The sequence below is a fragment of the Streptomyces aurantiogriseus genome, assembly GCF_014649375.1.
Classification (GTDB): domain Bacteria; phylum Actinomycetota; class Actinomycetes; order Streptomycetales; family Streptomycetaceae; genus Streptomyces; species Streptomyces aurantiogriseus.
Genome location: NZ_BMSX01000011.1, coordinates 23,152 through 45,597, shown reverse-complemented (window position 1 = coordinate 45,597; position 22,446 = coordinate 23,152). Strand labels below are relative to the sequence as shown.

Here is a 22,446-nt window from a genome sequence, read left to right as displayed (position 1 = left end):
CCCGACCTGTCAACCGAGAGCCCAGGCGACATCCCTGAGCAGGGCCTGCCGCCAGCCCGCTCGGTCATGGTCCGCTGCCGACCGTGAGACCCGCACGGTCGCGCCGGCCTGTCCGGCCAACGTCTCCACCAGGTCGCAGTGGGGGAGCATCCGTGTCTCGTGTTCCCCCACGTCGAACGCGACCCGCAGGCCGGACAGGTCGGGGCGCTCCCGCAGGCGCGCGGCGATGTCGCCGCCGACCGGGCCGCCCAGGGGATCCGCCTGGTCCATGGCGTCGGGTGTCCACCAGAACGACCCCGACTGGCAGGCGACGCGGGACACCAGGTCCGGGAACTCCAGTGCCGCGTACATCGCGCTCAGCCCGCCGAGGCTCTGTCCGGCGACCACCAGCCGGTCCTGGTCGGCGGGTACGCCGGTTTCCGCCACCAGCGGCAGCAGTTCGTCCCGGATCGCCTCCCACAGTTGCGGCCTGCACGCGAACTCGGCCGCTCTGTCCTTGGCCGGAAGGAAGACGAGGGTGACCGGGGGCATCTCCCCACCGGCGACGGCCGAGTCGAACGCGCTCATGGCCGGGTGCAGGTACAGCCAGTCGTCCCCGTCGAGGAGCAGGACCACCGGTCCACCGCCGCCCGCCGGGTGGACGCGTACGGTACGCCGCCCGCCGAGCCGCTCGCCGGCCCAGCGGAGCCGGGTGCTCGGGAGGGGCAGTACGACGTCGGGGCCGGCGCCGACGACGGGCCAGTGCGGCTGGGCGGGAGCGTCCGGGGTCGCGGCGATGGACCGGTCACCGCCCGCACCGACCGGGTTGAACGGGTCGGCGTACGCCGCGTCGTCCGCGAGGAACCGGTAGGTCACCCGCAGCCGCGCGGGCATGCGCACCTTGGCGTACCAGCAGTCCGTGTCGCCCCATCGGCGCAGGGGCACCGGCTTCGACCAGCTCTCGAAGTCGATGGTCGCTGCAGACCCGCGCCACAGGAACAGGGTCACCCAACCGCCGTCGTCGGCAGGTATCGACGCGGGTGTCCCTGCCGTCGCCCAGAACTCGGCGGTGCCGGGTCTGCCGGACAGCCCGAACTCGGCGAAGGCGTTCTCCATGTCGGCCGTGACCACGCGCATGAACGTCTCCTTGTGAGGGGGAGGCGGCAAAGGCTAAGCTCCAGTAAGTTAGGCCAGCCTAACCTAATGTTGACGTTCCGAGGAGGCACTGAGCATGAGCACCAACCCCTTCGACGACAACGAAGGCCGTTTCCTGGTCCTGGTGAACGACGAGGGCCAGCACTCACTCTGGCCGTCCTTCGCCGAGGTACCCGGGGGGTGGACGGTCGTCTTCGACGAGAACACCCGAGAGGCGTGCCTGGAGTTCATCGAGGCGCACTGGACCGACCTGCGCCCCCGATCCCTCTCGGCGTCCATGGACGGCTGACCCTCCCGACATCCCCGCAGCCACGGGCACACGCTGTTCGTGAACCGGTTCGTGAAACGAGGAAGGAAAGGCTTGACCACGGCAACGCCGCGCTCTGCCCCGCCGCTCCAGGCGCTTCTCGGGCCGGCGCCCACCGTGCGTACCGGACGTCAGGAGGACGCTGTCGCGCTCGCCGACCTGTCCCATCCCTTCGTGCGCTCGGGGGCGTTGCGGGAGCGGCCCGTATCGCTCTTCGCCACCCACGCGGCCGACTTCCTCGTCTCGGAGGCCTCCGACGGCACCTTCGAGGGCTGCGTGGGGCTGCGTGCGCATCCGGCCGACCCGGGGGAGGGCCGCGGACCCACAGGCGTTCTGTACAACTTCTGCGTGGCCGGGCACCGGCAGGGAGGCGGAGTGGGAGCCGGGCTCCTGCGCGCCGTGCTGGCCAGGGCGCGCGCCCAGTCGCTCGGTGCCCTGTTCACGGCGACGACCGGCGGTGGCGGCCTGTTCCTCCGGTACGGGTTCACGCCCACGACCGCGTGCCTGGCGCCTCCGTCCTGGGCGGAGTCCCTGGATCCCCGGCGCAACGCGCGGATCTTCGCGAGGATCCTGTGACCGTCGATCTGCCGGCGCGCCCGTTCCGGTCGGCGCCCGCGCGACGCAGCGAACCCGAGGCCTTGCCCAAGCGCCGGGTGACGGGCCTGGGAGCCCGCTGCCCGTGGGCGCCGCAGCGCACGTCGGGGACGAGCAGGCTGCGGCGGGAACGGCCCCCGTACCGCAGTTGACGAAGAACTCCCCATCCTGCTCGGCCAGGTGCTCGGCGGCGAACAGGTCGTCGCCGCGCAGCCGAGCCGCGCGATCCGGGCGGAGCCGGCGGACACCGCAGCGGGGTGGCCGCCCCGGATCAGCGCACGTGCGGCGCGTCATCTGCGGCGGTCATGCGGAGTCCCTCTCGTGGGCCGGGCTGCTGTCGGGAACCACGGTCGTGCCGGGACTGGTCTCGCCGAGGACGCTTCGCAGCACGGCGTGCGGCACGCGGCCGTCGAGCACGTGTGCCCTGCGCACACCGCCGCGGACGGCCCGCAGACAGCCCTCCATCTTCGGCAGCATCCCGCTCGCCAGCCCCGGCAGCAGCCCGTCCAGTGCATCGGCCGTCAGGCGCTCGATGACTTCGGTGCTGTGCGGCCAGTCCGCGTACAGCCCCTCCACGTCGGTGAGCATCACCAGCCGCTCGGCGCCGAGGGCCACGGCCAGGGCCGACGCCGCGAGATCGGCGTTGACGTTGTAGACCTCCCCGTCCTCACCGCGTGCCACCGGGGAGACCACCGGGATGTGCCCCTGCTCCAGGAGCGCGCGCACCATGCCGGGGTTCACGTCCACGATGTCGCCGACGAGACCGATGTCCACCGCCCGGCCGTCCACCCAGGCCGGCCGCCGCACGGCGGTCATCGTGTGCGCGTCCTCGCCGGTCATGCCCACGGCGAAGGGCCCATGGGCGTTGATGCAGCCGACCAGCTCCCGCTGGACCCGGCCGGTCAGGACCATGCGCACCACCTCCATGGTCTCCGGCGTCGTCACCCGCAGGCCCGCCTCGAATCGGGTCTCCAGACCGAGGCGGTCGAGCATCGCGCTGATCTGCGGCCCGCCGCCGTGCACGACGACCGGGCGCAGGCCCGCGTGCCACAACTCGACGACGTCGTGGGCGAACGTCCGCTGCAGGCTCGCGTCCACCATGGCGTTGCCGCCGAACTTGACGACGACTGCGCTGCCGTCCACGCGCTCCGTAAGGACCGGTCTCATGTCTGCCCCACCCCGTTCTTAGGTGTCACGCTTTCTTCTGCTCCCTGTGCAGGAGGAGGGCGCGCAGCAGACCGTCCGTCACGCAGACCACGCCACTGCGTGCAGCCCACCGAAGCGCCAAGGTGTGCTCCTCGGCGGAGAAGTCGGCCACCGCGTCGGCGACGACGAACGGCTGGATGTCGTTCATGAAGGCGTCCGCCGCTGTGAGCAGGACACCGAGGTGCGCGTACACCCCGCAGATGATCAGCTGGTCGCGGCCCTTCGAACGCAGCAGCCTGCCGAGATGGCTGCGCAGGAACGCGTTGTGGCGCACGTTCGCCAGCACATGCTCGCCGGAACGAGGCGTGAGGGGTGCGACGATCGCGGCTCCGTCCGACTCGTCGCGGATGCCCGGACCCCACATGTCGGCGACGAGCCCGCGCTGCCCCGGCGGCTGTCCGGCCGGCTCCGCGCTGAAGACGACCGGCATGCCCAGCGTCCCTGCGAGAGCCCGGAGCGCCGCGATGTTCTCGACGAGTTCCACCACGGGGGAGCGTCCCGCCGGGAACGCTCCGACGAAGTGGTTCTGCATGTCGTGGACCAGCAGCGCGGCGCGCGCCGGATCGATCCTCCAGGAGACATGCGACCGGGGGAGGGCGGAGCGGTCCGGCATGGGGTAGGAGTCGATGACGGGCAAGGCCATGGGTGATTTCCCTCCCCGGATGACGCGTCGCTGGCTCCGAACCGCCAAGATTTATTAGCTAAGCCTAACCTAATTGACAGCCCTCTGGTTCGGATTCCGGCCTGCCTCTCAGGGCTTGCCCGGCGGCCAACTGCGTTCGGGTTAGCGGGAGTTGCTGGCCGAGGAACAGGATCTCGTTGATCAACCGCAGAGCCGGTCAGGTGCGCGGTGCCGCCGGGGCCCTCGCGGCGAGGGCCCCGGCGGTGTCCGCGGGGGTGGGCGGTCAGGCCGCGGGGATCAGGTCAGATCCAGGTGGGCACGTGACCCCCGGCGTAGCGGGCGCCGAAGCCGCCGTGGGGCAGGATCTCGTCGACAGCGGTCAGACCGGCCTCGGTCAGGGTGACGACGGCGGCGCCGACGTTCTCCTCGACGCGCTTCGGGCTGCGGGTGCCGGGGATGGGCACGAAGTGCTCGCCGCGGGTGAGCAGCCAGGCCAGGTGCGGGCCGGCCTCGCTCAGGCCGAAGTACCTGACCTTGCCCGCGTCGATCAGCTCCTTGACGGTGCCCGCGACGACCGCCCGCAACGGACCACGGCGGGTGAAGACCGGTGCACGCTCGGCGGAGAACCCACCGGCCCGGCAGCGGTCGGCCGCTCCATCGACCACTGCCGGCGCCCGGGGCGAGGCGTCTAGAGCCAGTCCCGCCGCTTGAAAATCACGTACAAACTGACGCAGACCACTCCCATCAAGCCGATCGCGAAGGGGTATCCGAAGCTCCAGCTCAACTCGGGCATGTGCTCGAAGTTCATCCCGTAGATGGTCCCGACCAGCGTGGGAGCAAAGAGAATCGCCGCCCACGACGAGATCTTCTTGATCTCCTCGTTCTGCTCGAACCCCGCCTCCGCCAGCGCCCGCATCTCCGCGTTCTGTTGCTGGGTGACCAGCGTGGCGTTCACCGTGAGGATTTCGGTGAGGGCCTGGCGGAAGCCGTCGACGCGTTCGCTGGTGTGGGTGACGTGGTCGGCGACATCCCGCAGATACCGTTGCAGCTCCTCGTCCGTGCCGTACTTGGAGAAGCCGGCCATCAGGCCGTGCAGCATGCCGACGAGGGGGCGGGTGGCGCGCTGGAACTCGACCATCTCGCGGGAGAGTTCGTAGATGCGGCGGGAGACCTCGGGGTCGCCGCGGAAGACCTCGGTCTCGATCTCGTCGATGTCGTTCTGGACGCCGGACACGACCGGCACGTAGCCGTCGACGACCGCGTCGAGGATGGCGTACAGGACGGCCTCGGGGCCGAGTTTCAGCAGCTCCGGGGTTTCCTCCATACGGCGGCGGACCGCCGACAGGTCGGGGGCGGCGCCGTGGCGGACGGTGATGACGAAGTCGGGGCCGACGAAGACGTGCAGTTCGCCGAAGTCGATCTCCTCGGGGGCGTCGAGGTAGCGGGCGGCCCGCAGGACCACGAACAGGGTGTCGCCGTAGCGCTCCAGCTTGGGCCGCTGGTGGGCCTCCTTCGCGTCCTCGACGGCGAGCGGATGCAGGTCGAACTCCGCGGCGAGGGAGTGCAGTTCGGCCGCCGTGGGGCGGGCGAGGCCGATCCAGGCCATGCCGGCCGGACGTTCGCGCAGCTCGCGGTAGGTCTCGGCGAGAGAGGCGGGGGCCGAGACGCGGACGCCGTCGCGGTACAGGACCGCCTGGACGACGCTGGCGACGCCGCCGCTCTCGGGCGGATCCGAGGCCGATGCGTCGGCGGGCGGCTCCGGTGGCTGCGCCCGGGACGGCTGCGGCGGGGGCAGGGCGCGGCGCCAGACGGACTTCCTGGGTGTCTGCCGGTCCCGGTTCTTCGAGGCGCGGCGGGAAGGGCGCTCGGGCATCGCGGCTGCCTCTCGGTCGCGTGGGTGTCGGGTCGGTCGAGCCTCCGTCTGTGTGATCACCGGCAGGATATACGGGACAAACGACGCCGGCGCCGGGGAGGCGGGCCTGACTCGGTGAGAGTTGAGGACAGAGGGTGTCCGCAAGCCTCGCTAGCGTGCCCGTATGACGAAGACGACGAACGCGGAGACGGCGAACGCGGCGAAGGCGGAGACGGCGGACGCGGCGAAGGCGGAGACGGCGGACGCGGCGAAGGCGGCCGACGCGGACACGCCGAAGGCGGCCGACGCGGACATGCCGAGGTCTTCGAAGACCTCGAAGACGACCTCCGCGGCGATCCCCGTCCTCTCCCCCCGCGCCCTCAACCGCGCGACCCTCGACCGGCAGCTCCTCCTGCGCCGCTCCCCGATGTCCGCGCGCGCCGCCGTGGAGCACCTCGTCGGCCTGCAGGCACAGAACGTCAAGCCGCCGTACTACGCCCTCGCCGCCCGCCTCGACGGCTTCGCCCCCGAGCGGTTGTCCACGCTCATGGCCGACCGTGAGGTCGTCCGGATCGTCACGCTGCGCTCGACCATCCACACCCACACGGCCGACGACTGCCTCACCCTGCGGCCGCTGGTGCAGGCCGCCCGCGACCGTGAGCTGACGAACTTCCGCAAGGGTCTGGCCGGCGTCGACCTGGGCCGGCTCGCCGCCCTCGCCCGCGACCTCGTCGAGGCCGAGCCCCGCACCATGAAGCAGCTGCGCGCAGCGCTCTTGGCCGAGTGGCCCGACGCCGATCCGCAGGCCCTCGCGATCGCCGCCCGCTGCACGCTGCCGCTCGTCCAGGTCACCCCGCGCGGGCTGTGGGGGAGGAGCGGGCAGGTCGCGCTCACCACGGCGGAGCACTGGCTGGGCCGCCCCACCGAGCCGTCCCCGGCGCCCGACGCCACCGTTCTGCGCTACCTCGCCGCCTTCGGCCCGGCCTCCGTCAAGGACATGCAGACCTGGGCCGGCCTGACCAGGCTGCGCGAGGCCTTCGAACGCCTGCGTCCCCAGCTGCTCACCTTCCACGACGAGAACGGCGTCGAACTCTTCGACCTCCCCGACGCGCCCCGCCCCGACCCGGAGACCCCCGCTCCGCCGCGTTTCCTCCCCGAGTTCGACAACCTGCTCCTCTCCCACGCCGACCGCACCCGCGTCGTACCGCCCGAGTACCGGGGCCGCAGCTGGCAGGGCAACCAGGCCTTTCGCACCCTCCTCGTCGACGGATTCCTCGCGGGCGTGTGGAAGCTGGAGGGGGACGTCCTCGTCATCGAGGCCTTCGGCAGGCTCACCAAGGGCCAGAAGGAGGAGGTGACGGCCGAGGCCGAGCGCCTGGTGAAGGTGATGCACGGGGGGTCGTCGTACGACATCCGCCACGGCGAGGTGATCCGGTAGCGGCCTCTCAGCCCGGCGGGCAGGCCGTCCGGGACATGGAGAGGGGGCGTTGCGGGCCGCTCGTGGAGGCCCGCAACGCCCCCTGGTTTGTTACCTGAGGGGTACTCAGGAGAACTTCTGGGACACTGGGTGACTACGAGTTGACCTGCGCGGTCACCAGGCTGGAGAACGTGGTCAGCCGGGTGTAGACACCCGGGTAACCGGCCGCCGCACAGCCCTCGCCCCAGGAAGTGATCCCTGCCAGGACGCCCCCGATGAGCAGGGGACCGCCGCTGTCGCCCTGGCAGGTGTCCACGCCGCCGGAGGTGTATCCGGCGCAAACCATGTCGGACTGGACGAAGTCCGAACCGTAGGAGCTGCGGCAGCTCGTGTCGGAGACGATCGGGACGGTCGCCGTCCGCAGCTGGTTGGAGGAGCTGCCGTTCGAGGAGGTGGTGCCCCAGCCGAGGATGCGGGCCGTGGTGCCGGCCGCGTACACGCTCGTCTGGGAGGAGGAGACGTACGACGCCGTGGTGTACGGCATCGACGTCGACAGGGTCAGGACGGCCACGTCGTCTCCGTTGGTGGCGTCCGTGTACGACGGGTGGATCCAGATCTTGCTCACCCGGCTGACCGTGCCGTTCGTGCCGTTGAGGTAGGTGCGGCCGCCGACGACTCTGACGCTGCTGGTGGTCTCGCCGACCATGCAATGGGCGGCCGTGACCACCTTGGTGGGCGAGACGAGGGTGCCGCCGCAGAACTGGTTCTGCGAGGCGTCCGTGATCTGCATCATGAACGGGTACGCCGTGGCGGTGGTCGTCGTCCCGCCGACGATCGGCTGGGGGGCCGCAACAGCGGCGGGGGCGCTGAACAGGGCCGTCGCGGCGGCGGCAGCGGTGGCCGCGACGAGGGCCGCGGTCTTCTTGGCACGGTTGAGCCCGAACATGGATCTCCTTGCTGGGGGAGTCGCCGGTGGGGGGTCGCGCGGGTGTGGGGGGTGTGCACGGGGGTCGCGGGACCGACCCCCGTGTGCCCGGGCGAGCGGCACGTCCCTTACGCTAGGGGCCGGAACCCCAGCCTCCCAATGAGGGAACCCCCTAAGGGAGTTGGGGAGGGAAAACCCTCGGTCGCCCCTCGGTCAACCCCGCGCGGCGCGCCCGTGCCATGGGCCCCGCACTCGTGGCCGCCCCGCAATCCCTACTTCGCGTGCCGCCCCGCCGCCAGTCGGACGATGTCCACCCGGGAGCGGATCCCCAGCTTCCGGTAGACCCGGGTCAGGGTCGCCTCCACCGTCTTGACGCTGATGAACAACCGCGCGGCGATCTCCCGGTTGGTCGCGCCCTCCATGACCAGCGCGGCCACCTGACGCTCCATCGAGGCCAGCCCCTCCAGCGCGTCCGCCGCGGGCACCGGCGCGGCCGGCGCCGACGGTTGCGCGGGGATCTCCGCGGCGGCCGCGGCCGCGTCGACCTGCCGCAGCCACGGCAACGCCCGGCACCGCCGGAACAGCCGCGCCGCCTCCTCGTACGACGTCGGCCCCGGCCGCCGGGTGCGCAGCCGGGCCAGCGCGAACGCCGCCCGTGCCTCCTCCAGGCCGTACCCCAGCTTGGCGAGCCGGTCCTGAACGGACGTCAGACGGACGAGGGCGCCCTCCTGGTCGCCCCGCGCCGCCCGCACCAGCGCCTCCGCCCGGTCCAGCACCGCCAGCACGCTCTCCCGGCCCAGCCGCAGCGCGTGCTCACGGGTGACGTCGATGACGTCCTGTGCCTCGCCCGGCTCGCCGACGCGGACCAGCGCCTCGGCGAGGTCGCCCTGCCAGCGGCCGCGCGCCGGGTCGGTGATGCCCAGGCCCTGCTCCAGCTCCCGCACCTGGCGCAGCGAACCCACCGCTCCCGCATTGTCCCCGGCCACCAACTGGGCGTAGCCGAGCGCGGCCAGGGCCCGCGAGAGGTACATCTGGTCGCCGTCCTCCTCGGCGCGGTCCACGGCCTCCCGGGCCAGTACCAGCGCCCGGTCGACGTCGCCGGCGGAGGCCTCCGCGAGGGAGGTGAGCATGGCGGAGGCGCCCAGGCCGATGCCGGAGTCGCGGGCCAGGCGCAGGCTTTCGCGGGCGAGGTCGAGGGCGCGCCCGCAGTGTCCGGAGCGCAACTCGATGTCGGCGAGGAAGCGCTGGAAGTGCACCTCGCTCTCGACCATGCCGCGCCGGCGCACCTCGCGCAGCAGCGCCGTGATGGTCGACCGGGCCTCGGGCAGCTGGTCGCTCATCAGCAGCCACCGGAACCGGGCCATGCCGACACCGTTGTGATGGCAGGTCACGTACGGGTCCTGAGGCTCTTTCAGCGCCCGCTTGATGGTGGCGGGTGCGTCCGGATGACCCATGAGGATCTCCGTCGAGGCCTGGAAGGAGAGCGCCATGAGCTCGGTGCGCCGGTCCTCGCCGCGCGCGGCCAGCTCCGCGGCGTGCGCCGCCTGCCGGCGGGCCTCGGCGAAGTCTCCCTCGACGACCAGCCCGCGCCAGGCGAGCTGGTAGTGGACCTGGGCGAGCAGCCCGGGGTCGTCGCCGGCGTCGGCGAGCACCTGCGGGTAGACGGCGTCGACGTCCCCCAGGGCCTGCCCGGCCGCCTCGATCACCACCATCCAGGCCCGTACCCGCTCGGCGGGGACAGTGGCCCGGGTCAGCACCTCACGTGCGATGTCCCGGGCGAGGTCCACCTCGCCGGCGGTGATCGCGTCCTCCGCGGCCTGCAACCGCCGTTCGTCCGGCGCCGGTCCGCCGGTGGCCGGGGTGTGCCGGGCCGCGAGCAGCCCGAGCGAGGCGGCCACCGACGGCGCGCCCCGGTCGCGGGCCAGCGCGGCGGCCTCGGCGAGCCGCGCGGCCACGTCCAGGTCGGTCCCGGTGGTCGACAGCGCGAGGTGCCGGGCCCGCTCGATCGGGTCGGAGGCGGCCGTGGACAGCGCGGCGTGCGCGGCCCGGCGTTCCTGCGCGGGCGCCTCCGCGTACAGCGCGGCCGAGATCAGCGGATGCGCGAACCGTACGGCCGGCCCCTCGGGCTCCGTCGCCAGCAGCCCGAGCGCCGCGGCCTGGGCGGTCTCGGCCTCGGCGTTCTCCCGGCCGGCCGCGTGCAGCAGGGCCAGCGTGGGGCGGGCGCCCGCGCTGGCGACGAGCAGGGTGCGCCGGGCCTCGTCGGAGAGCATGTCGAGGCGGCTGAGCACCAGGGCGCGCAGCGAGGTCGGCACGGGCAGCGGCTCGCCGGGGCGCGGCGGGGTCGGGTTCTCGCCGAGGGCGCGGCCCAGTTCGAGGGCGAACAAAGGGTTGCCGCCGCTGGTGCGGTGGATCTCGCGGACCGTGGAGCGGGGCAGGTCGGTGTAGCCGCGGTGGTCGAGCAGCGCGGAGACCTGGGCGCGGGAGAGGGGGTTGAGGCGGACGGCGAGGGTGTCGGGCGGGGACGCGCGTAGATGACGGTCGTACTCCTGCCCCTCGGTGCGGACCGCGCACAGCAGCTGGACGGGGGTGTCGCCGAGGCGGCGGGCGGCGAAGCCGAGGAGTTCGGCGCTGGCGGAGTCCAGCCACTGCAGGTCGTCGGCGACGACCAGGACGGGGCCGGCGGCGGCCAGGGCGCGCAGCGCGGAGAGCACGGCCAGGCGCAGGGCGAGGCCGTCGCGCTGCAGAGTCGATTCGCCTCGGCCGGTCAGCGCCGACTCCAGGGCGGTGCGCTGGGCGGCGGGCAGCTTGTCGGAGACCTCGTCCAGGACCAGACCGAAGAGATCGGCCAGGGCCAGGAAGGGCAGGTGGGATTCGGACTCGGTCGCCGAGCAGCGCAAGACGGTGCGGGCCGACTCGCCGTAATCCGCGGCCAATGCCCGCAGCACGGTCGACTTTCCTATTCCGGCGGGGCCGTGGAGCAGCACACTGCCGCCGCGCACCAGCTGGTCACGGGCGGAGCCGAACAGCTCCTCCCTGCCGATGACCAGGTCGGGGCGGCACCTGGCAGGCTCCTTGAAGTCCCCTCGCACGGTCACCGCTCCCCTCCGTGTGTCGTGTCCGGGCCAAATTCTAGGCAACGTCCCATTGAAATTCGGAGGGACGGCGTGGTGAGGGATATAACAGCGGGGGCATAGAGAAATTCATCGAGGTGTCCGGTGAATGGACGGTCGTCGTCAGGGTCTCTCCCCGGCCGGATCCGAGCGCTCCACCGAGCCGCCTCGAGCCCTACGGCAGCAACCCCGCCCTCCGTGCCGCGACCACCGCCTCTCCGCGCGTGTGGGCCCCCAGTTTCCGCATCGCCGACCTGAGGTAGCCCTTGACTGTCTCCGGCCGCAGACCCAGATGTTCGGCGGCCGTCGCGTTCGTGGCACCCGCCGCCACGCATGTCAGAACGTCCAGCTCGCGCGGCGCCAGGGTCACCCCCTGCGTCGGTGTCCTCGCGGTCAACAGCCCGCAGACGTCGAGGAGCTCGGCGCGCAGGGCCGGGTCGGCGATACGCGGGGCGAGGGCGCGCAGGGCCGCGTGGGCCTCACGGACCCGCTCCCATCCGGCCGCCGAGCCGGGGCCGGGCTCCGGTCGCGCCGCGGACAGCAGGTCGCGTGCCTCGTCCCCCACCACCAGCGTCTGCTCCACGTCCCGCGCCACGCCGACGGCCGCGTTCAGCGTGCGGTCGCCGAGGGGCTGGGCCGTGCGCAGGGCGCCGTAGAGCACTCCGCGCACCCGGCGGCGTACGACGACGGGGATCGCGAGGACCGAGCGCAGGCCCTCCTGGGCGACCGCCGCGTCGTACTCGTGGCTGATCTGGCGGGAGAGGGAGTAGTCGGTGACGGCGCACGGACGGGCCAGGGCCACCGCCTTGCCGCCGAGGCCGTTGCCGGAGGTCACCGCGAAGCCGCGCAGCGCGGGTGTGGCGGCGCCGCTCAGTTCGCTGATGCGCATGCGCTGCCGCCCCGGCTCCACCAGCCCGCCGAAGGCGACCGGCAGCCCCGTCGCCCGCCGCAGCCGCGCCGGCGCACCGCGCATCCCCACCGCTCCGGCCGCGTCCGCTGCTGCCATGTGCCCGCCCTTTCCCGATGGCACAGACCCCCGTTCGGGGTCTTCACCATGGCGCACACCCCCGTTCGGGGGTAGTGAGACCTGCATCACGGATTACACGATGGCAGAGAGCCGCCCGGCAATGGTCCGGCACACAGGAGGACAGATGACGGCGACGGAGCAGTTCCGCAGGGCGCGGGACTTCCTGCTGGAGCACCGCGAGGACTACGACACGGCCTACGAGGGCTTCGAGTGGCCCCGGCCCGAGCACTTCAACTGGGCCCTCGACTGGTTCGACGTCATCGCGGACGGAAACGACCGCACCGCCCTGCACATCGTCGAAGAGGACGGCTCCGAGGTCCGGCTCTCCTTCGCCGAACTCTCCGAACGGTCCGACCGGGTCGCCAACCTGCTGCGCGAGCGCGGGGTCGAGGCCGAGGAGCGGATCCTCGTCATGCTCGGCAACCAGGCCGAGCTGTGGGAGACCGCCCTGGCCGCGATGAAGCTGCGCGCCGTCGTCATCCCGGCCACCCCGCTGCTCGGCCCCGCCGACCTGCGCGACCGCGTCGAGCGCGGCCGGGTGCGGCACGTCGTCGTCCGGGCCGAGGACGCCGCCAAGTTCGACGACGTGCCCGGCGACTACACACGCACCGCCGTCGGCGGAGTGCCGGAGGGCTGGCAGCCCTACGAGGACGCCTACGCCGCCTCCGCGGACTTCCTGCCCGACGGCCCGACCCTCGCCGACGACCCGCTGATGCTGTACTTCACCTCCGGGACGACGGCCCGCCCCAAGCTCGTCGAGCACACGCACGTGTCGTATCCGATCGGGCACCTCGCCACCCTGTACTGGATCGGCCTCAAGCCCGGTGACGTGCACCTCAACATCTCCTCGCCGGGCTGGGCCAAGCACGCCTGGTCGAACCTGTTCGCGCCGTGGAACGCGGAGGCGACCGTGTTCCTCCACAACTACACACGCTTCGACCCGGCCCGGCTGATGGCCGAGATGGACCGCGCGGGCGTGACGACCTTCTGCGCGCCGCCGACCGTCTGGCGCATGCTCATCCAGGCCGACCTGACCCAGTTGCGGACCCCGCCGCGTGAGGCCGTGGCCGCGGGGGAGCCCCTGAACCCCGAGGTCATCGAGCAGGTGCGGCGGGCCTGGGGCGTGACCATCCGGGACGGCTTCGGCCAGACGGAGACGGCCGTGCAGATCGCCAACAGCCCCGGCCAGCCCCTGAAGACCGGCTCCATGGGCCGACCGAGCCCCGGCTACCGCGTGGAACTGCTCGACCCGGTGTCGGGCGCGCCCGGCGCGGCGGAGGGTGAGATCGCGCTGGACCTGTCGGCGCGGCCGGTCGGCCTGATGACGGGATACCACGGCGACGCCGACCGCACGGCGGAGGCGATGGCGGGCGGGTACTACCGCACGGGGGACATCGGCACCCGCGATGAAGACGGATATGTCGTTTATGTCGGGCGTGCCGACGATGTCTTCAAGGCCTCCGACTACAAGATCAGTCCCTTCGAGCTGGAGAGTGCGCTGCTGGAGCACGACGCCGTCGCCGAGGCCGCCGTGGTCCCCGCCCCGGACGAGCTGCGGCTGGCGGTGCCCAAGGCGTACGTCGTCCTGGCCGAGGGCTGGGAGCCCGGTCCCGACACCGCGAAGGTGCTGTTCGAGCACTCCCGCGAGGTCCTCGCGCCCTACAAGCGCGTACGGCGCCTGGAGTTCGCGCCGCTGCCCAAGACCGTCTCCGGCAAGATCCGCCGGATCGAGTTGCGCGAGGCGACGGCGGCGGGTTCGGCCGACGAGTACCGCGAGGAGGACTTCCGGTGAACTCCTACACGCACGGGACGAGTGGGACCGCGTTGCTCGGTGACACGATCGGCGCCGACCTGGACCGGGCCGTCGCCCTCTGGCCGGACCGTGAGGCGCTCGTCGACGTGCCGTCCGGGCGGCGCTGGACGTACGCCCGATTCGCCGCGGACGTCGACGAGTTGGCGTGCGCGCTGCTCGCGAGCGGGGTCGCCAAGGGCGACCGGGTGGGCATCTGGGCGGTCAACTGCCCCGAGTGGGTGCTGGTCCAGTACGCCACCGCCCGCATCGGCGCGATCATGGTGAACATCAACCCGGCGTACCGCACGCACGAGGTCGAGTACGTCCTCAACCAGGCCGGGATCTCCCTGCTGTTCGCCTCCCTCCGTCACAAGACGAGCGACTACCGGGAGATGGTCGGGCAAGTGCGGGGCCGGTGCCCGCAGTTGCGGGAGGCGGTCTACTTCGGCGACCCGAGCTGGGACACGCTGCTCGGCCGCGCAGCCCCCGACCGGAGGGAGGAGCTGGCGGCCCGGGGACGCGAGCTGTCCTGCGACGACCCGATCAACATCCAGTACACGTCGGGGACGACGGGCTTCCCGAAGGGGGCCACCCTCTCCCACCACAACATCCTCAACAACGGCTACTTCGTGGGTGAGTTGATCGCCTACAGCGAGCAGGACCGGGTGTGCATTCCCGTTCCGTTCTATCACTGTTTCGGTATGGTCATGGGGAATCTGGCCGCTACGTCCCACGGCGCCTGTATGGTCATCCCGGCCCCGTCCTTCGACCCGAAGGCGACGCTGGAGGCCGTACAGCAGGAGCGGTGTACGTCGCTCTACGGCGTCCCGACCATGTTCATCGCGGAGTTGAACCTCCCGGACTTCGGGACGTACGACCTGTCCTCGCTGCGCACCGGCATCATGGCGGGCTCGCCCTGTCCGGTCGAGGTGATGAAGCGGGTGGTCGCCGAGATGAACATGACGGAGGTGTCGATCTGCTACGGCATGACCGAGACCTCACCCGTCTCCACCCAGACCCGTCGTGACGACGACCTGGAACACCGCACGGGCACGGTCGGCCGCGTGCTGCCGCACATCGAGGTGAAGATCGTCGACCCGGCGACGGGCGTGACCCGGCCACGCGGCACGGCGGGGGAGTTGTGCACCCGCGGCTACAGCGTGATGCTCGGCTACTGGAACGAACCCGAGAAGACCGCCGAGGCCGTCGACGCCGGCCGCTGGATGCACACCGGCGACCTCGCCGTGATGCGCGAGGACGGCTACGTCGAGATCGTCGGCCGTATCAAGGACATGATCATCAGGGGCGGCGAGAACATCTACCCGCGCGAGATCGAGGAGTTCCTCTACGGCCACCCCAAGATCAGGGACGTCCAGGTCGTCGGCGTACCGCACGCGACGTACGGCGAGGAAGTCCTGGCGTGCGTGATCCCGCACGACCCTGCCGCACCGCCCACCCTGGAGGAGGTGCGCACCTACTGCGAGGGGCGGTTGGCCCACTACAAGATCCCGAGCCGGCTGCAGGTGCTGGAGGTCTTTCCGATGACGGTGTCGGGGAAGGTGCGGAAGGTGGAGCTGCGGGAGACGTACGGCGCGTAGGGCCGGCGCGGCGGCGCGGGCCGGCTTCAGGCACCCATCGCCGCACGGTCGGACGCGCTGCGCAGGACGCAGAACTCGTTGCCCTCGGGGTCGGCGAGGACGGCCCAGCCCGCGCCTCCGGGCTCCCGGCGGTCGACGGCGAGGGTGGCGCCGAGGCCCAGCAGCCGCTCGACCTCCTCCTCGCGGGAGGTCTGCGGGCGCAGGCACAGATGGAGTCTGTTCTTGCCGGTCTTCGGCTCCGGCACCTGGTTGAAGTGGAGCACCGGGCCCTCCGGGAGGATCACCTGAGCCTCCGGGGCGCCCGGTCGGTCCTCCGGATGGAGCGGGCCGCCTGTCACCCTGCTCCAGAAGCAGGCCAGTTCATAGGCGTCCGCACAGTCGATCGCCACGTTCTGCACCACCGAAACCATGCGGCGAGCCTGCCCCAGCGGCGCCGAGTTCGCCACCGAATTGGCAGCAGGCTCAGGCGTCAAGGGCGTCGGCCGCCTCGTTGACCGGCCGGGGTGTGCCCGTCAGGTCCAGGAAGAAGAGGGGGATGGTGAGGGAGTCGGCGCGGGCGCGGGCCTCGGGGGCGTAGCCGGCGAGGGAGAAGTACACGCAGTCCGTGGAGTCCGTCATGGCCGTCAGCCACAGACACTCCACGTCCCGCAGCGAGGCCGGGCGCGCGCTGGGGTCGACCTGGGCCAGCAGGCCGCGCGCGGAGAGCCCGATACCGGAGGTGGGGCGCTGATCGGCCCGGCGGATGTCCCGGTAACCGAGCCACCGGAGGTAGCGGACCGTGGCTGTGACGGCGTCGCGGGCGGTGCGGATGGCGACGGGGTGGAAGGGGCGGCGGGGAGGGGAGGGCCGGGGCGGGTTCTGTGCCGGTACCAGGGGTTCCGCGTGGGCCGGCGTGGGGACTTGTGCCGGGGGCGCTGGTGGTGGCAGGGGTGGCGTGTTCGGTGCGGGGATCCTCTCCTGCTCGGAGGCCGACGCGTCGACGACGTCGCTCACCGGGATCCACAGGACCGTCCCGCACGGGCATCCCAGCTCGGGCCGTGGCCATCGGCCGTGGCGGCCGCAGGCCGGGCAGGAGAGGGTGACCCACTCCTCCTCCCATGCCCGGTGGGCGACGGTCCTCGGCGCTGTGCGTGGGTCGAGGCACGGTGCGACCGTGGCGCCGCAGGCGCAGGGGTAGGAGGGCGCGGTGTAGAAGCGCTCGCGCCGGCAGGCCGGGCAGCGCACCGGCACGCTCTCGGACATGCCCCCATCGTCCTCCGGAAACCCCCGCCTGTCCGTCTCTTGACGACCTTCGCCCACCCACTTACATTGCTTCCAGATAGTAGAAGTTAATTTCCGCGATACGGAACATGGATCGCGGAGGTGCTCCCCGCGGGGCGCGACGGAGAGCCGATCCGACAGCCGAAGCAGGAGTACTCCATGGCTCGAATGACCGCTGCCCGCGCGGCAGTTGAGATCCTCAGGCGCGAGGGCGTCACTGCCGCGTTCGGTGTCCCCGGCGCGGCGATCAACCCCTTCTACGCGGCCCTCAAGGCCTCCGGCGGCATCGCTCACACCCTCGCCCGCCATGTGGAGGGTGCCTCGCACATGGCCGAGGGCTACACCCGCACCCACCCGGGCAACATCGGCGTCTGCATCGGTACCTCCGGCCCCGCCGGCACCGACATGATCACGGGCCTGTACTCCGCCATCGGCGACTCCGTCCCGATCCTGTGCATCACGGGCCAGGCCCCGACCGCCGTGATCCACAAGGAGGACTTCCAGGCCGTCGACATCGCCTCGATCGCGCGGCCGGTGACGAAGACGGCGGTCACGGTGCTGGAGGCCGCGCAGGTCCCCGGCGTCTTCCAGCAGGCCTTCCATCTCATGCGCTCCGGCCGCCCCGGCCCGGTCCTCATCGACCTGCCGATCGACGTCCAGCTCACCGAGATCGAATTCGACCCGGACACCTACGCGCCGCTGCCCGTCCACAAGCCGGTCGCGACCCGGGCGCAGATCGAGAAGGCGATCGGGATGCTCAACGCCTCCGCGCGCCCGCTGATCGTCGCCGGTGGCGGTGTCATCAACGCCGACGCCTGCGAACTCCTCGTCGAGTTCGCCGAGTTGACCGGCACACCGGTCGTACCGACCCTGATGGGCTGGGGCACCCTCCCCGACGACCATGAGCTGAACGCCGGCCTGGTGGGCCTGCAGACCTCGCACCGCTACGGCAACGCGACCTTCCTGGAGTCCGACTTCGTCCTCGGTATCGGCAACCGCTGGGCCAACCGCCACACCGGCAGGCTCGACGTCTACACGGCCGGACGGACATTCGTCCACGTCGACATCGAGCCCACCCAGATCGGCAGGATCTTCGCCCCCGACTACGGCATCGCCTCCGACGCGAAGGCCGCGCTGGAGCTGTTCGTGGACGTGGCACGGGAGATGAAGGCGGCCGGCGAGCTGCCCGACCGCTCGGCCTGGGCGGCCGCCGCACAGGAGAAGAAAGCCACGCTCCAGCGTCGTACACACTTCGACGACATCCCGATCAAACCGCAGCGCGTCTACGAGGAGATGAACAAGGCCTTCGGCCCCGAGACCCGCTACGTCACCACCATCGGCCTCTCGCAGATCGCCGGCGCCCAGTTGCTGCACGTCTACAAGCCGCGCCACTGGATCAACTGCGGCCAGGCCGGCCCCCTCGGCTGGACCGTCCCGGCCGCACTGGGTGTGGCCAAGGCCGACCCGGAGGCGTCGGTGGTCGCGTTGTCCGGGGACTACGACTTCCAGTTCATGATCGAGGAGCTGGCGGTCGGGGCACAGCACAAGATCCCGTACGTCCACGTCCTCGTCAACAACTCCTACCTGGGCCTCATCCGCCAAGCGCAGCGCGCCTTCGACATCGACTTCCAGGTCAAGCTGGAGTTCGAGAACATCAACTCGCCCGAGCTGGGCGTCTACGGCGTCGACCACGTCAAGGTCGCCGAGGGTCTCGGCTGCAAGGCGATCCGCGTGACCGACCCGAACGAGCTGGGCGCCGCCTTCGAACAGGCCAAGAAGCTCGCCGCCGAGTTCCAGGTCCCCGTCGTCGTCGAGGCGATCCTGGAGCGCGTCACCAACATCTCCATGTCCACGACCAACGACATCAGCGACGTCGTGGAGTTCGAGGAGATCGCGACAGAGCCGGGGCATGCGCCGACGTCGATCAGAGCGCTGAAGGTCTGACAGCCCCGGGCAGGCAGGGGCGGCCCCACCCGGAGGTGGGGCCGCCCTTTCGCCTGTTCGGGTCCTGCGTGCTCAGTCGGAGCCGCCGCCCGAACTTCCGCAGGAGTACCAGCTGCGGCCGTGGAAGGGCGCGTCGCCACCACGAGGGGAATGCCGCAGAAGCCCCTTGCCGGCCACCTCGGCCCGCTGGATCAGCCCCGCCCGGAGGGCGAAGCGCGGCACGAGCACCCGCAGGGCCGCCTCGCCGTGCAGCGCGACGGCGAGCAGCTTGTCGTGGTCCGTCAGGCCGTGCCGGCCCGCGGGCAGGGCGTGCGCCTCCCGCAGGGCCCGCACATGGCGGCGGGCGGCGCGGGTCGGACCGAGCAGCGGCCAGCGCAGCAGACCGGCCTCCGCCAGGGGGATGCGCATCAGGGCCACCGCCAGGCGGACGTCCGACCGTTTCACCAGCGTCCGCAGCCCGCAGGGCTCGTGGAGGGAGGCACGCACCGCGTTCTCCAGCGGCGGGAGGGGAGACGGTGACTGCCCCGGGACCGCGTCCGCCGTGACGGCCTCCGACGCCCTCATCGTCCGCGGCCGGCCGGCTTCCACCGCACCCCGCAGGTGAAGGCCCATCACGGCCACCGTGACGGCGGCGCGGGGACCGCCCCGCAGGAGTGCGATCTCGTGCGGCTGGAGCCGGATCGCTGTGTCTGCGCTCATGGCACACCCCCTGGGGCGGAGCCCGCCACCCCCGTGCCGGCGGGCCCCGCGTGACCACAATGTGCCCATGCCCAGGGTCTGTTGAAGCCTTCTGAACCATGTTCAGAGGTTGATTTGAGGTTGACGTACCCGCCCTGCGTCTCCCGCTGCGCAGGGCGGGTGGTGCCGTCCGGCGGCGCGAGGCCGGGCGCGACAGGACGTTCGCGCCGCCGGACGGGGTCCTCGGGTCAGACCCGGGTGCCGGAGAGACGCTCCACGGCCCGCAGCAGCGCGGAGTGGTCCAGGCCGCCGTCGCCCTGTGCCCGCAGACTCGCGACGAGCTGCGCCACCACGGCACCGACCGGCAGGGCCGCGCCGACGTCGCGGGCGGCGTCGGTGACGATGCCCATGTCCTTGTGGTGCAGGTCGACACGGAAGCCCGGCTTGAAGTCCCGGTTCAGGAAGTTGTCCCTCTTCCGCGTCAGCACCGTCGAGCCGGCGAGCCCGCCGCCCAGGACGTCCAGCGCCGCCTTCAGGTCCACGCCCGACTTCTCCAGGAAGACCACGGCCTCGGCGCACGCCTGGATGTTGACGGCGACGATCAGCTGGTTCGCGGCCTTCACGGTCTGGCCCGAGCCGTGCGGACCGCACAGCACGACGGTCCTGCCGAGCGCCTCGAAGATCGGCTCCGCCGCGTCGAAGTCGGCCTGTTCGCCGCCGACCATGACGGACAGCACGGCCTCGACGGCACCTGCCTCACCGCCGGACACGGGCGCGTCGAGCACGCGGATGCCCTTGTCCCGCGCCGCCTTCGCCAGGTCGATCGAGGTCTGCGGGGTGATCGAGGACATGTCGATCAGCAGCGTGCCGGGCCGCGCGTGCTCCAGGATGCCGTCGGGGCCGTATGCGACGGCCTCGACCTGCGGGGAGGCGGGCACCATGGTGATCACGACGTCGGCGTCCCGGACGGCCTCGGCGACGGATCCGGCGGCGGTGCCGCCGGCGGCGGCCAGGCGGTCCAGCTTCTCCTGCTCCAGGGTGAAGCCGGTGACGTCGTAGCCCGCCTTGATCAGGTTCTCGGACATGGGGGAGCCCATGATGCCGAGGCCTATCCAGGCGATCTTGGGGAGCTGGTTGCTCATGGGGGTGCCTCTCTGCCGCGGTGCGGCAACGTCAGGGGTCAGTGCGCTCCGCGCGCCTCCCGCGGCAGCCAGTCGAAGGCCTCCGCGCTCGGACGGTCGCCCGGCTTGTACTCCAGCCCCACCCGGCCCTCGTAACCGGCCTTCCGCAGCCGGGCGAGGAGGTCCGCCAGGGGGAGCGAGCCCGTGCCGGGAGCGCCGCGGCCGGGGGTGTCGGCGATCTGGACGTGGCCGGTCCGGTCGGCGTACCGCTCGATCACCGACGGCAGGTCCTCGCCGTTCGTCGACAGGTGGTACAGGTCCATCAGGAACCTGGCGTTGCCGAGCCCGGTCGCCCGGTTGACCTTGTCGACGACGCCGACGGCGGCGGAGGCGCTCACCAGCGGGTACAGCGGCGACTCGGTCCGGTTCAGGGCCTCGATCAGCAGGACCGCGCCGATCCGGTCGGCGGCGCGGGCCGCGAGCACCAGGTTCTCCAGCGCCAGCGCGTCCTGCTCGGCCGGGTCCACCCCCTCGACACGGTTGCCGTACAGCGCGTTGAGCGCCCCGCAGCCGAGGGCCTCGGCGAAGCCGGCGGCCACGTCGATGTTGGCGCGGAACCTCTCCGACTCCTCGCCCGGGACGGACAGCGCGCCGCGGTCCGGGCCCGGGAGCCGGCCGGCGTAGAAGTTCAGGCCCGTGAGCCGGACGCCCGCGTCCTCGATCGCCCGCTTCAGCGCGTCGAGCCCGGACCGCTCGGGGGCGGGGCTGTCGACCCAGGGCCACCACAGCTCGACCGCGGTGAAGCCGGCCGCGGCGGCGGCCGCGGGACGCTCCAGGAGCGGGAGTTCCGTGAAGAGGATCGACAGGTTGACGGTGAAGCGCTGGTCTGCGAATCCCATCGGGGCCGCCACTCCCTCCCTGATATTCCATAATGTGGAAGTCATTTTCTGTGTGATGGAAGATTGCCTCCGGCGGGGAAGGGCTGTCAAGAGCGGCCGCAAGAATGCGCCCCCGCGCGGGGCGCGGGGGCGCATCGGCAGGGGGAGGTTCACAGCGCGTCGACGGCGCTCACCTTCCAGCCCTCGGAGGTGCGGGTGAGCGTCATCCGCACCCGGTTCAGGTCCACGCGAGATCCCGTGACCTGGGTGCTCCTGGTGACCTGGTTGACGAAGAGCAGCACAACGGCCCGGTCCGGCGAGGCCGACACGACGGAGGCCGCCGGGGCGCCACCGCCGGACGGCTCCACGACCGTCGCCTTCACCACCCCGTGGTACTTCCGGGCGGCCGGCCCGACCACCGTCTCCGTGGTCGCGCCGTACTTCTCGCGGAAGTCGCCGGTCAGATGCGTGCGCGCCCGGGCGAAGTCGCGGTCCAGGTGCCGGTAGTCGTACGACAGCACGGCCGGCACCGCCTTGCGTGCGGCGGCGAGTGCCTGCCCTCGGGCCTGCTCCGCCGTCCGCCCCTCCCGGTACTGCCATCCGAGCACGGCGGCTGCGCTCAGACCGGCCACGAGCAGGACGGCCGGCGCAGCGGTGCGCAGCCTCGGGAGCGGGGACCGTCGCACGGGCGTGTTCTCCTGCGGCTCCTCCTCGGCGGAGCCGGGCGACGGCTCCGGCGGGTCCTCCCAGCCGCCGTCCGGAGCGTCGACGAGCACCGTACGCCCGGAGCTGTGCTCCTCGGACTGCCGCGGGGCCTCCTCCGCCGGGGCGGGGACGGCACGCCCGCCGCCCCCGCCGTGCTCCGGTCGCCGGGCGCGCTTGGCTGCCGCACGGGCTGCCGCGGTCATGGTGCGGCGGGCGGGGGAGCCGGCGCCGCGGCCTCGGGTGGTCGGGTTCGCCACGGTCTTTCTCCTCAAAGCC

20 protein-coding genes are annotated in these 22,446 nt (G+C 72.0%); 6 read left to right on the top strand and 14 right to left on the bottom strand.

Annotated features, from left to right (window positions below):
- Positions 1–9: 9 nt before the first annotated feature.
- Positions 10–1,116 (bottom strand): alpha/beta hydrolase-fold protein, encoded by a 1,107-nt coding sequence (locus IE263_RS23065; RefSeq protein WP_189939631.1) that lies wholly within the window; start codon positions 1,114–1,116, stop codon positions 10–12.
- Positions 1,117–1,210: 94 nt separating this feature from the next.
- On the opposite strand from IE263_RS23065, the gene IE263_RS23060 reads away from it, so the two are divergent.
- Positions 1,211–1,423, top strand: a complete 213-nt coding sequence (locus tag IE263_RS23060; RefSeq protein ID WP_189939630.1) for an MbtH family protein — start codon at positions 1,211–1,213, stop codon at positions 1,421–1,423.
- Between the two features lie 72 nt (positions 1,424–1,495).
- On the top strand, positions 1,496–2,017 hold the full coding sequence (locus tag IE263_RS23055) for a GNAT family N-acetyltransferase (protein ID WP_373312050.1): 522 nt from the start codon (positions 1,496–1,498) through the stop codon (positions 2,015–2,017).
- 321 nt (positions 2,018–2,338) lie between these two features.
- Here the strand turns inward: IE263_RS23055 and argB are convergent, their stop codons facing one another.
- From argB to IE263_RS23035, 4 genes are all read right to left on the bottom strand, one after another.
- Complete coding sequence (gene argB, locus IE263_RS23050; protein ID WP_189939629.1) at positions 2,339–3,202, bottom strand: acetylglutamate kinase; 864 nt, start codon at positions 3,200–3,202, stop codon at positions 2,339–2,341.
- A 25-nt stretch (positions 3,203–3,227) separates the two neighbouring features.
- Entirely contained in the window at positions 3,228–3,884 is a 657-nt protein-coding gene (locus IE263_RS23045) for an isochorismatase family protein (RefSeq protein ID WP_189939628.1), read from the bottom strand.
- Positions 3,885–4,165: 281 nt separating this feature from the next.
- Complete coding sequence (locus IE263_RS49760; RefSeq protein ID WP_308430650.1) at positions 4,166–4,528, bottom strand: hypothetical protein; 363 nt, start codon at positions 4,526–4,528, stop codon at positions 4,166–4,168.
- A gap of 23 nt (positions 4,529–4,551) precedes the next feature.
- Positions 4,552–5,736 (bottom strand): magnesium and cobalt transport protein CorA, encoded by a 1,185-nt coding sequence (locus IE263_RS23035; RefSeq protein WP_189939627.1) that lies wholly within the window; start codon positions 5,734–5,736, stop codon positions 4,552–4,554.
- A gap of 292 nt (positions 5,737–6,028) precedes the next feature.
- On the opposite strand from IE263_RS23035, the gene IE263_RS23030 reads away from it, so the two are divergent.
- On the top strand, positions 6,029–7,153 hold the full coding sequence (locus IE263_RS23030) for a winged helix DNA-binding domain-containing protein (protein WP_189939852.1): 1,125 nt from the start codon (positions 6,029–6,031) through the stop codon (positions 7,151–7,153).
- A 133-nt stretch (positions 7,154–7,286) separates the two neighbouring features.
- Here the strand turns inward: IE263_RS23030 and IE263_RS23025 are convergent, their stop codons facing one another.
- The 3 genes from IE263_RS23025 to IE263_RS23015 form a co-directional block, all read right to left on the bottom strand.
- The gene (locus IE263_RS23025) at positions 7,287–8,078 is read right to left on the bottom strand and encodes a S1 family peptidase (RefSeq protein ID WP_189939626.1); all 792 of its coding nucleotides are present in this window, start codon (positions 8,076–8,078) and stop codon (positions 7,287–7,289) included.
- A gap of 251 nt (positions 8,079–8,329) precedes the next feature.
- Complete coding sequence (locus IE263_RS23020) at positions 8,330–11,152, bottom strand: AAA family ATPase (protein WP_189939625.1); 2,823 nt, start codon at positions 11,150–11,152, stop codon at positions 8,330–8,332.
- Between the two features lie 190 nt (positions 11,153–11,342).
- Positions 11,343–12,173 (bottom strand): response regulator transcription factor, encoded by an 831-nt coding sequence (locus tag IE263_RS23015; RefSeq protein ID WP_229911114.1) that lies wholly within the window; start codon positions 12,171–12,173, stop codon positions 11,343–11,345.
- 145 nt (positions 12,174–12,318) lie between these two features.
- On the opposite strand from IE263_RS23015, the gene IE263_RS23010 reads away from it, so the two are divergent.
- Together IE263_RS23010 and IE263_RS23005 are read left to right on the top strand one after the other, a co-directional pair.
- Positions 12,319–13,986, top strand: coding sequence for an AMP-binding protein (locus IE263_RS23010; RefSeq protein ID WP_189939624.1), 1,668 nt, complete (start codon positions 12,319–12,321; stop codon positions 13,984–13,986).
- On the top strand, positions 13,983–15,584 hold the full coding sequence (locus IE263_RS23005; RefSeq protein WP_189939623.1) for an AMP-binding protein: 1,602 nt from the start codon (positions 13,983–13,985) through the stop codon (positions 15,582–15,584). Before IE263_RS23010 ends, IE263_RS23005 begins: the two co-directional genes overlap by 4 nt.
- Before the next feature lie 26 nt (positions 15,585–15,610).
- On the opposite strand, the gene IE263_RS23000 is transcribed toward IE263_RS23005, so the two are convergent.
- Together IE263_RS23000 and IE263_RS22995 are read right to left on the bottom strand one after the other, a co-directional pair.
- The gene (locus tag IE263_RS23000; RefSeq protein ID WP_189939622.1) at positions 15,611–15,994 is read right to left on the bottom strand and encodes a VOC family protein; all 384 of its coding nucleotides are present in this window, start codon (positions 15,992–15,994) and stop codon (positions 15,611–15,613) included.
- 52 nt (positions 15,995–16,046) lie between these two features.
- Positions 16,047–16,826, bottom strand: coding sequence for a hypothetical protein (locus tag IE263_RS22995; RefSeq protein WP_189939621.1), 780 nt, complete (start codon positions 16,824–16,826; stop codon positions 16,047–16,049).
- 177 nt (positions 16,827–17,003) lie between these two features.
- Here IE263_RS22995 and gcl point away from each other — a divergent pair, with 177 nt between their 5' ends.
- Complete coding sequence (gcl, locus tag IE263_RS22990; RefSeq protein WP_189939620.1) at positions 17,004–18,788, top strand: glyoxylate carboligase; 1,785 nt, start codon at positions 17,004–17,006, stop codon at positions 18,786–18,788.
- Between the two features lie 72 nt (positions 18,789–18,860).
- Here the strand turns inward: gcl and IE263_RS22985 are convergent, their stop codons facing one another.
- The 4 genes from IE263_RS22985 to IE263_RS22970 form a co-directional block, all read right to left on the bottom strand.
- Complete coding sequence (locus IE263_RS22985) at positions 18,861–19,487, bottom strand: DUF2207 domain-containing protein (RefSeq protein ID WP_189939619.1); 627 nt, start codon at positions 19,485–19,487, stop codon at positions 18,861–18,863.
- A 227-nt stretch (positions 19,488–19,714) separates the two neighbouring features.
- Entirely contained in the window at positions 19,715–20,608 is an 894-nt protein-coding gene (locus tag IE263_RS22980; protein ID WP_189939618.1) for a 2-hydroxy-3-oxopropionate reductase, read from the bottom strand.
- 38 nt (positions 20,609–20,646) lie between these two features.
- A complete protein-coding gene (locus IE263_RS22975) occupies positions 20,647–21,486 on the bottom strand; it encodes a TIM barrel protein (protein ID WP_189939617.1) in 840 nt (279 codons plus the stop codon).
- 149 nt (positions 21,487–21,635) lie between these two features.
- Positions 21,636–22,427 (bottom strand): Rv1363c family protein, encoded by a 792-nt coding sequence (locus IE263_RS22970; RefSeq protein WP_189939616.1) that lies wholly within the window; start codon positions 22,425–22,427, stop codon positions 21,636–21,638.
- Positions 22,428–22,446 lie beyond the last annotated feature (19 nt).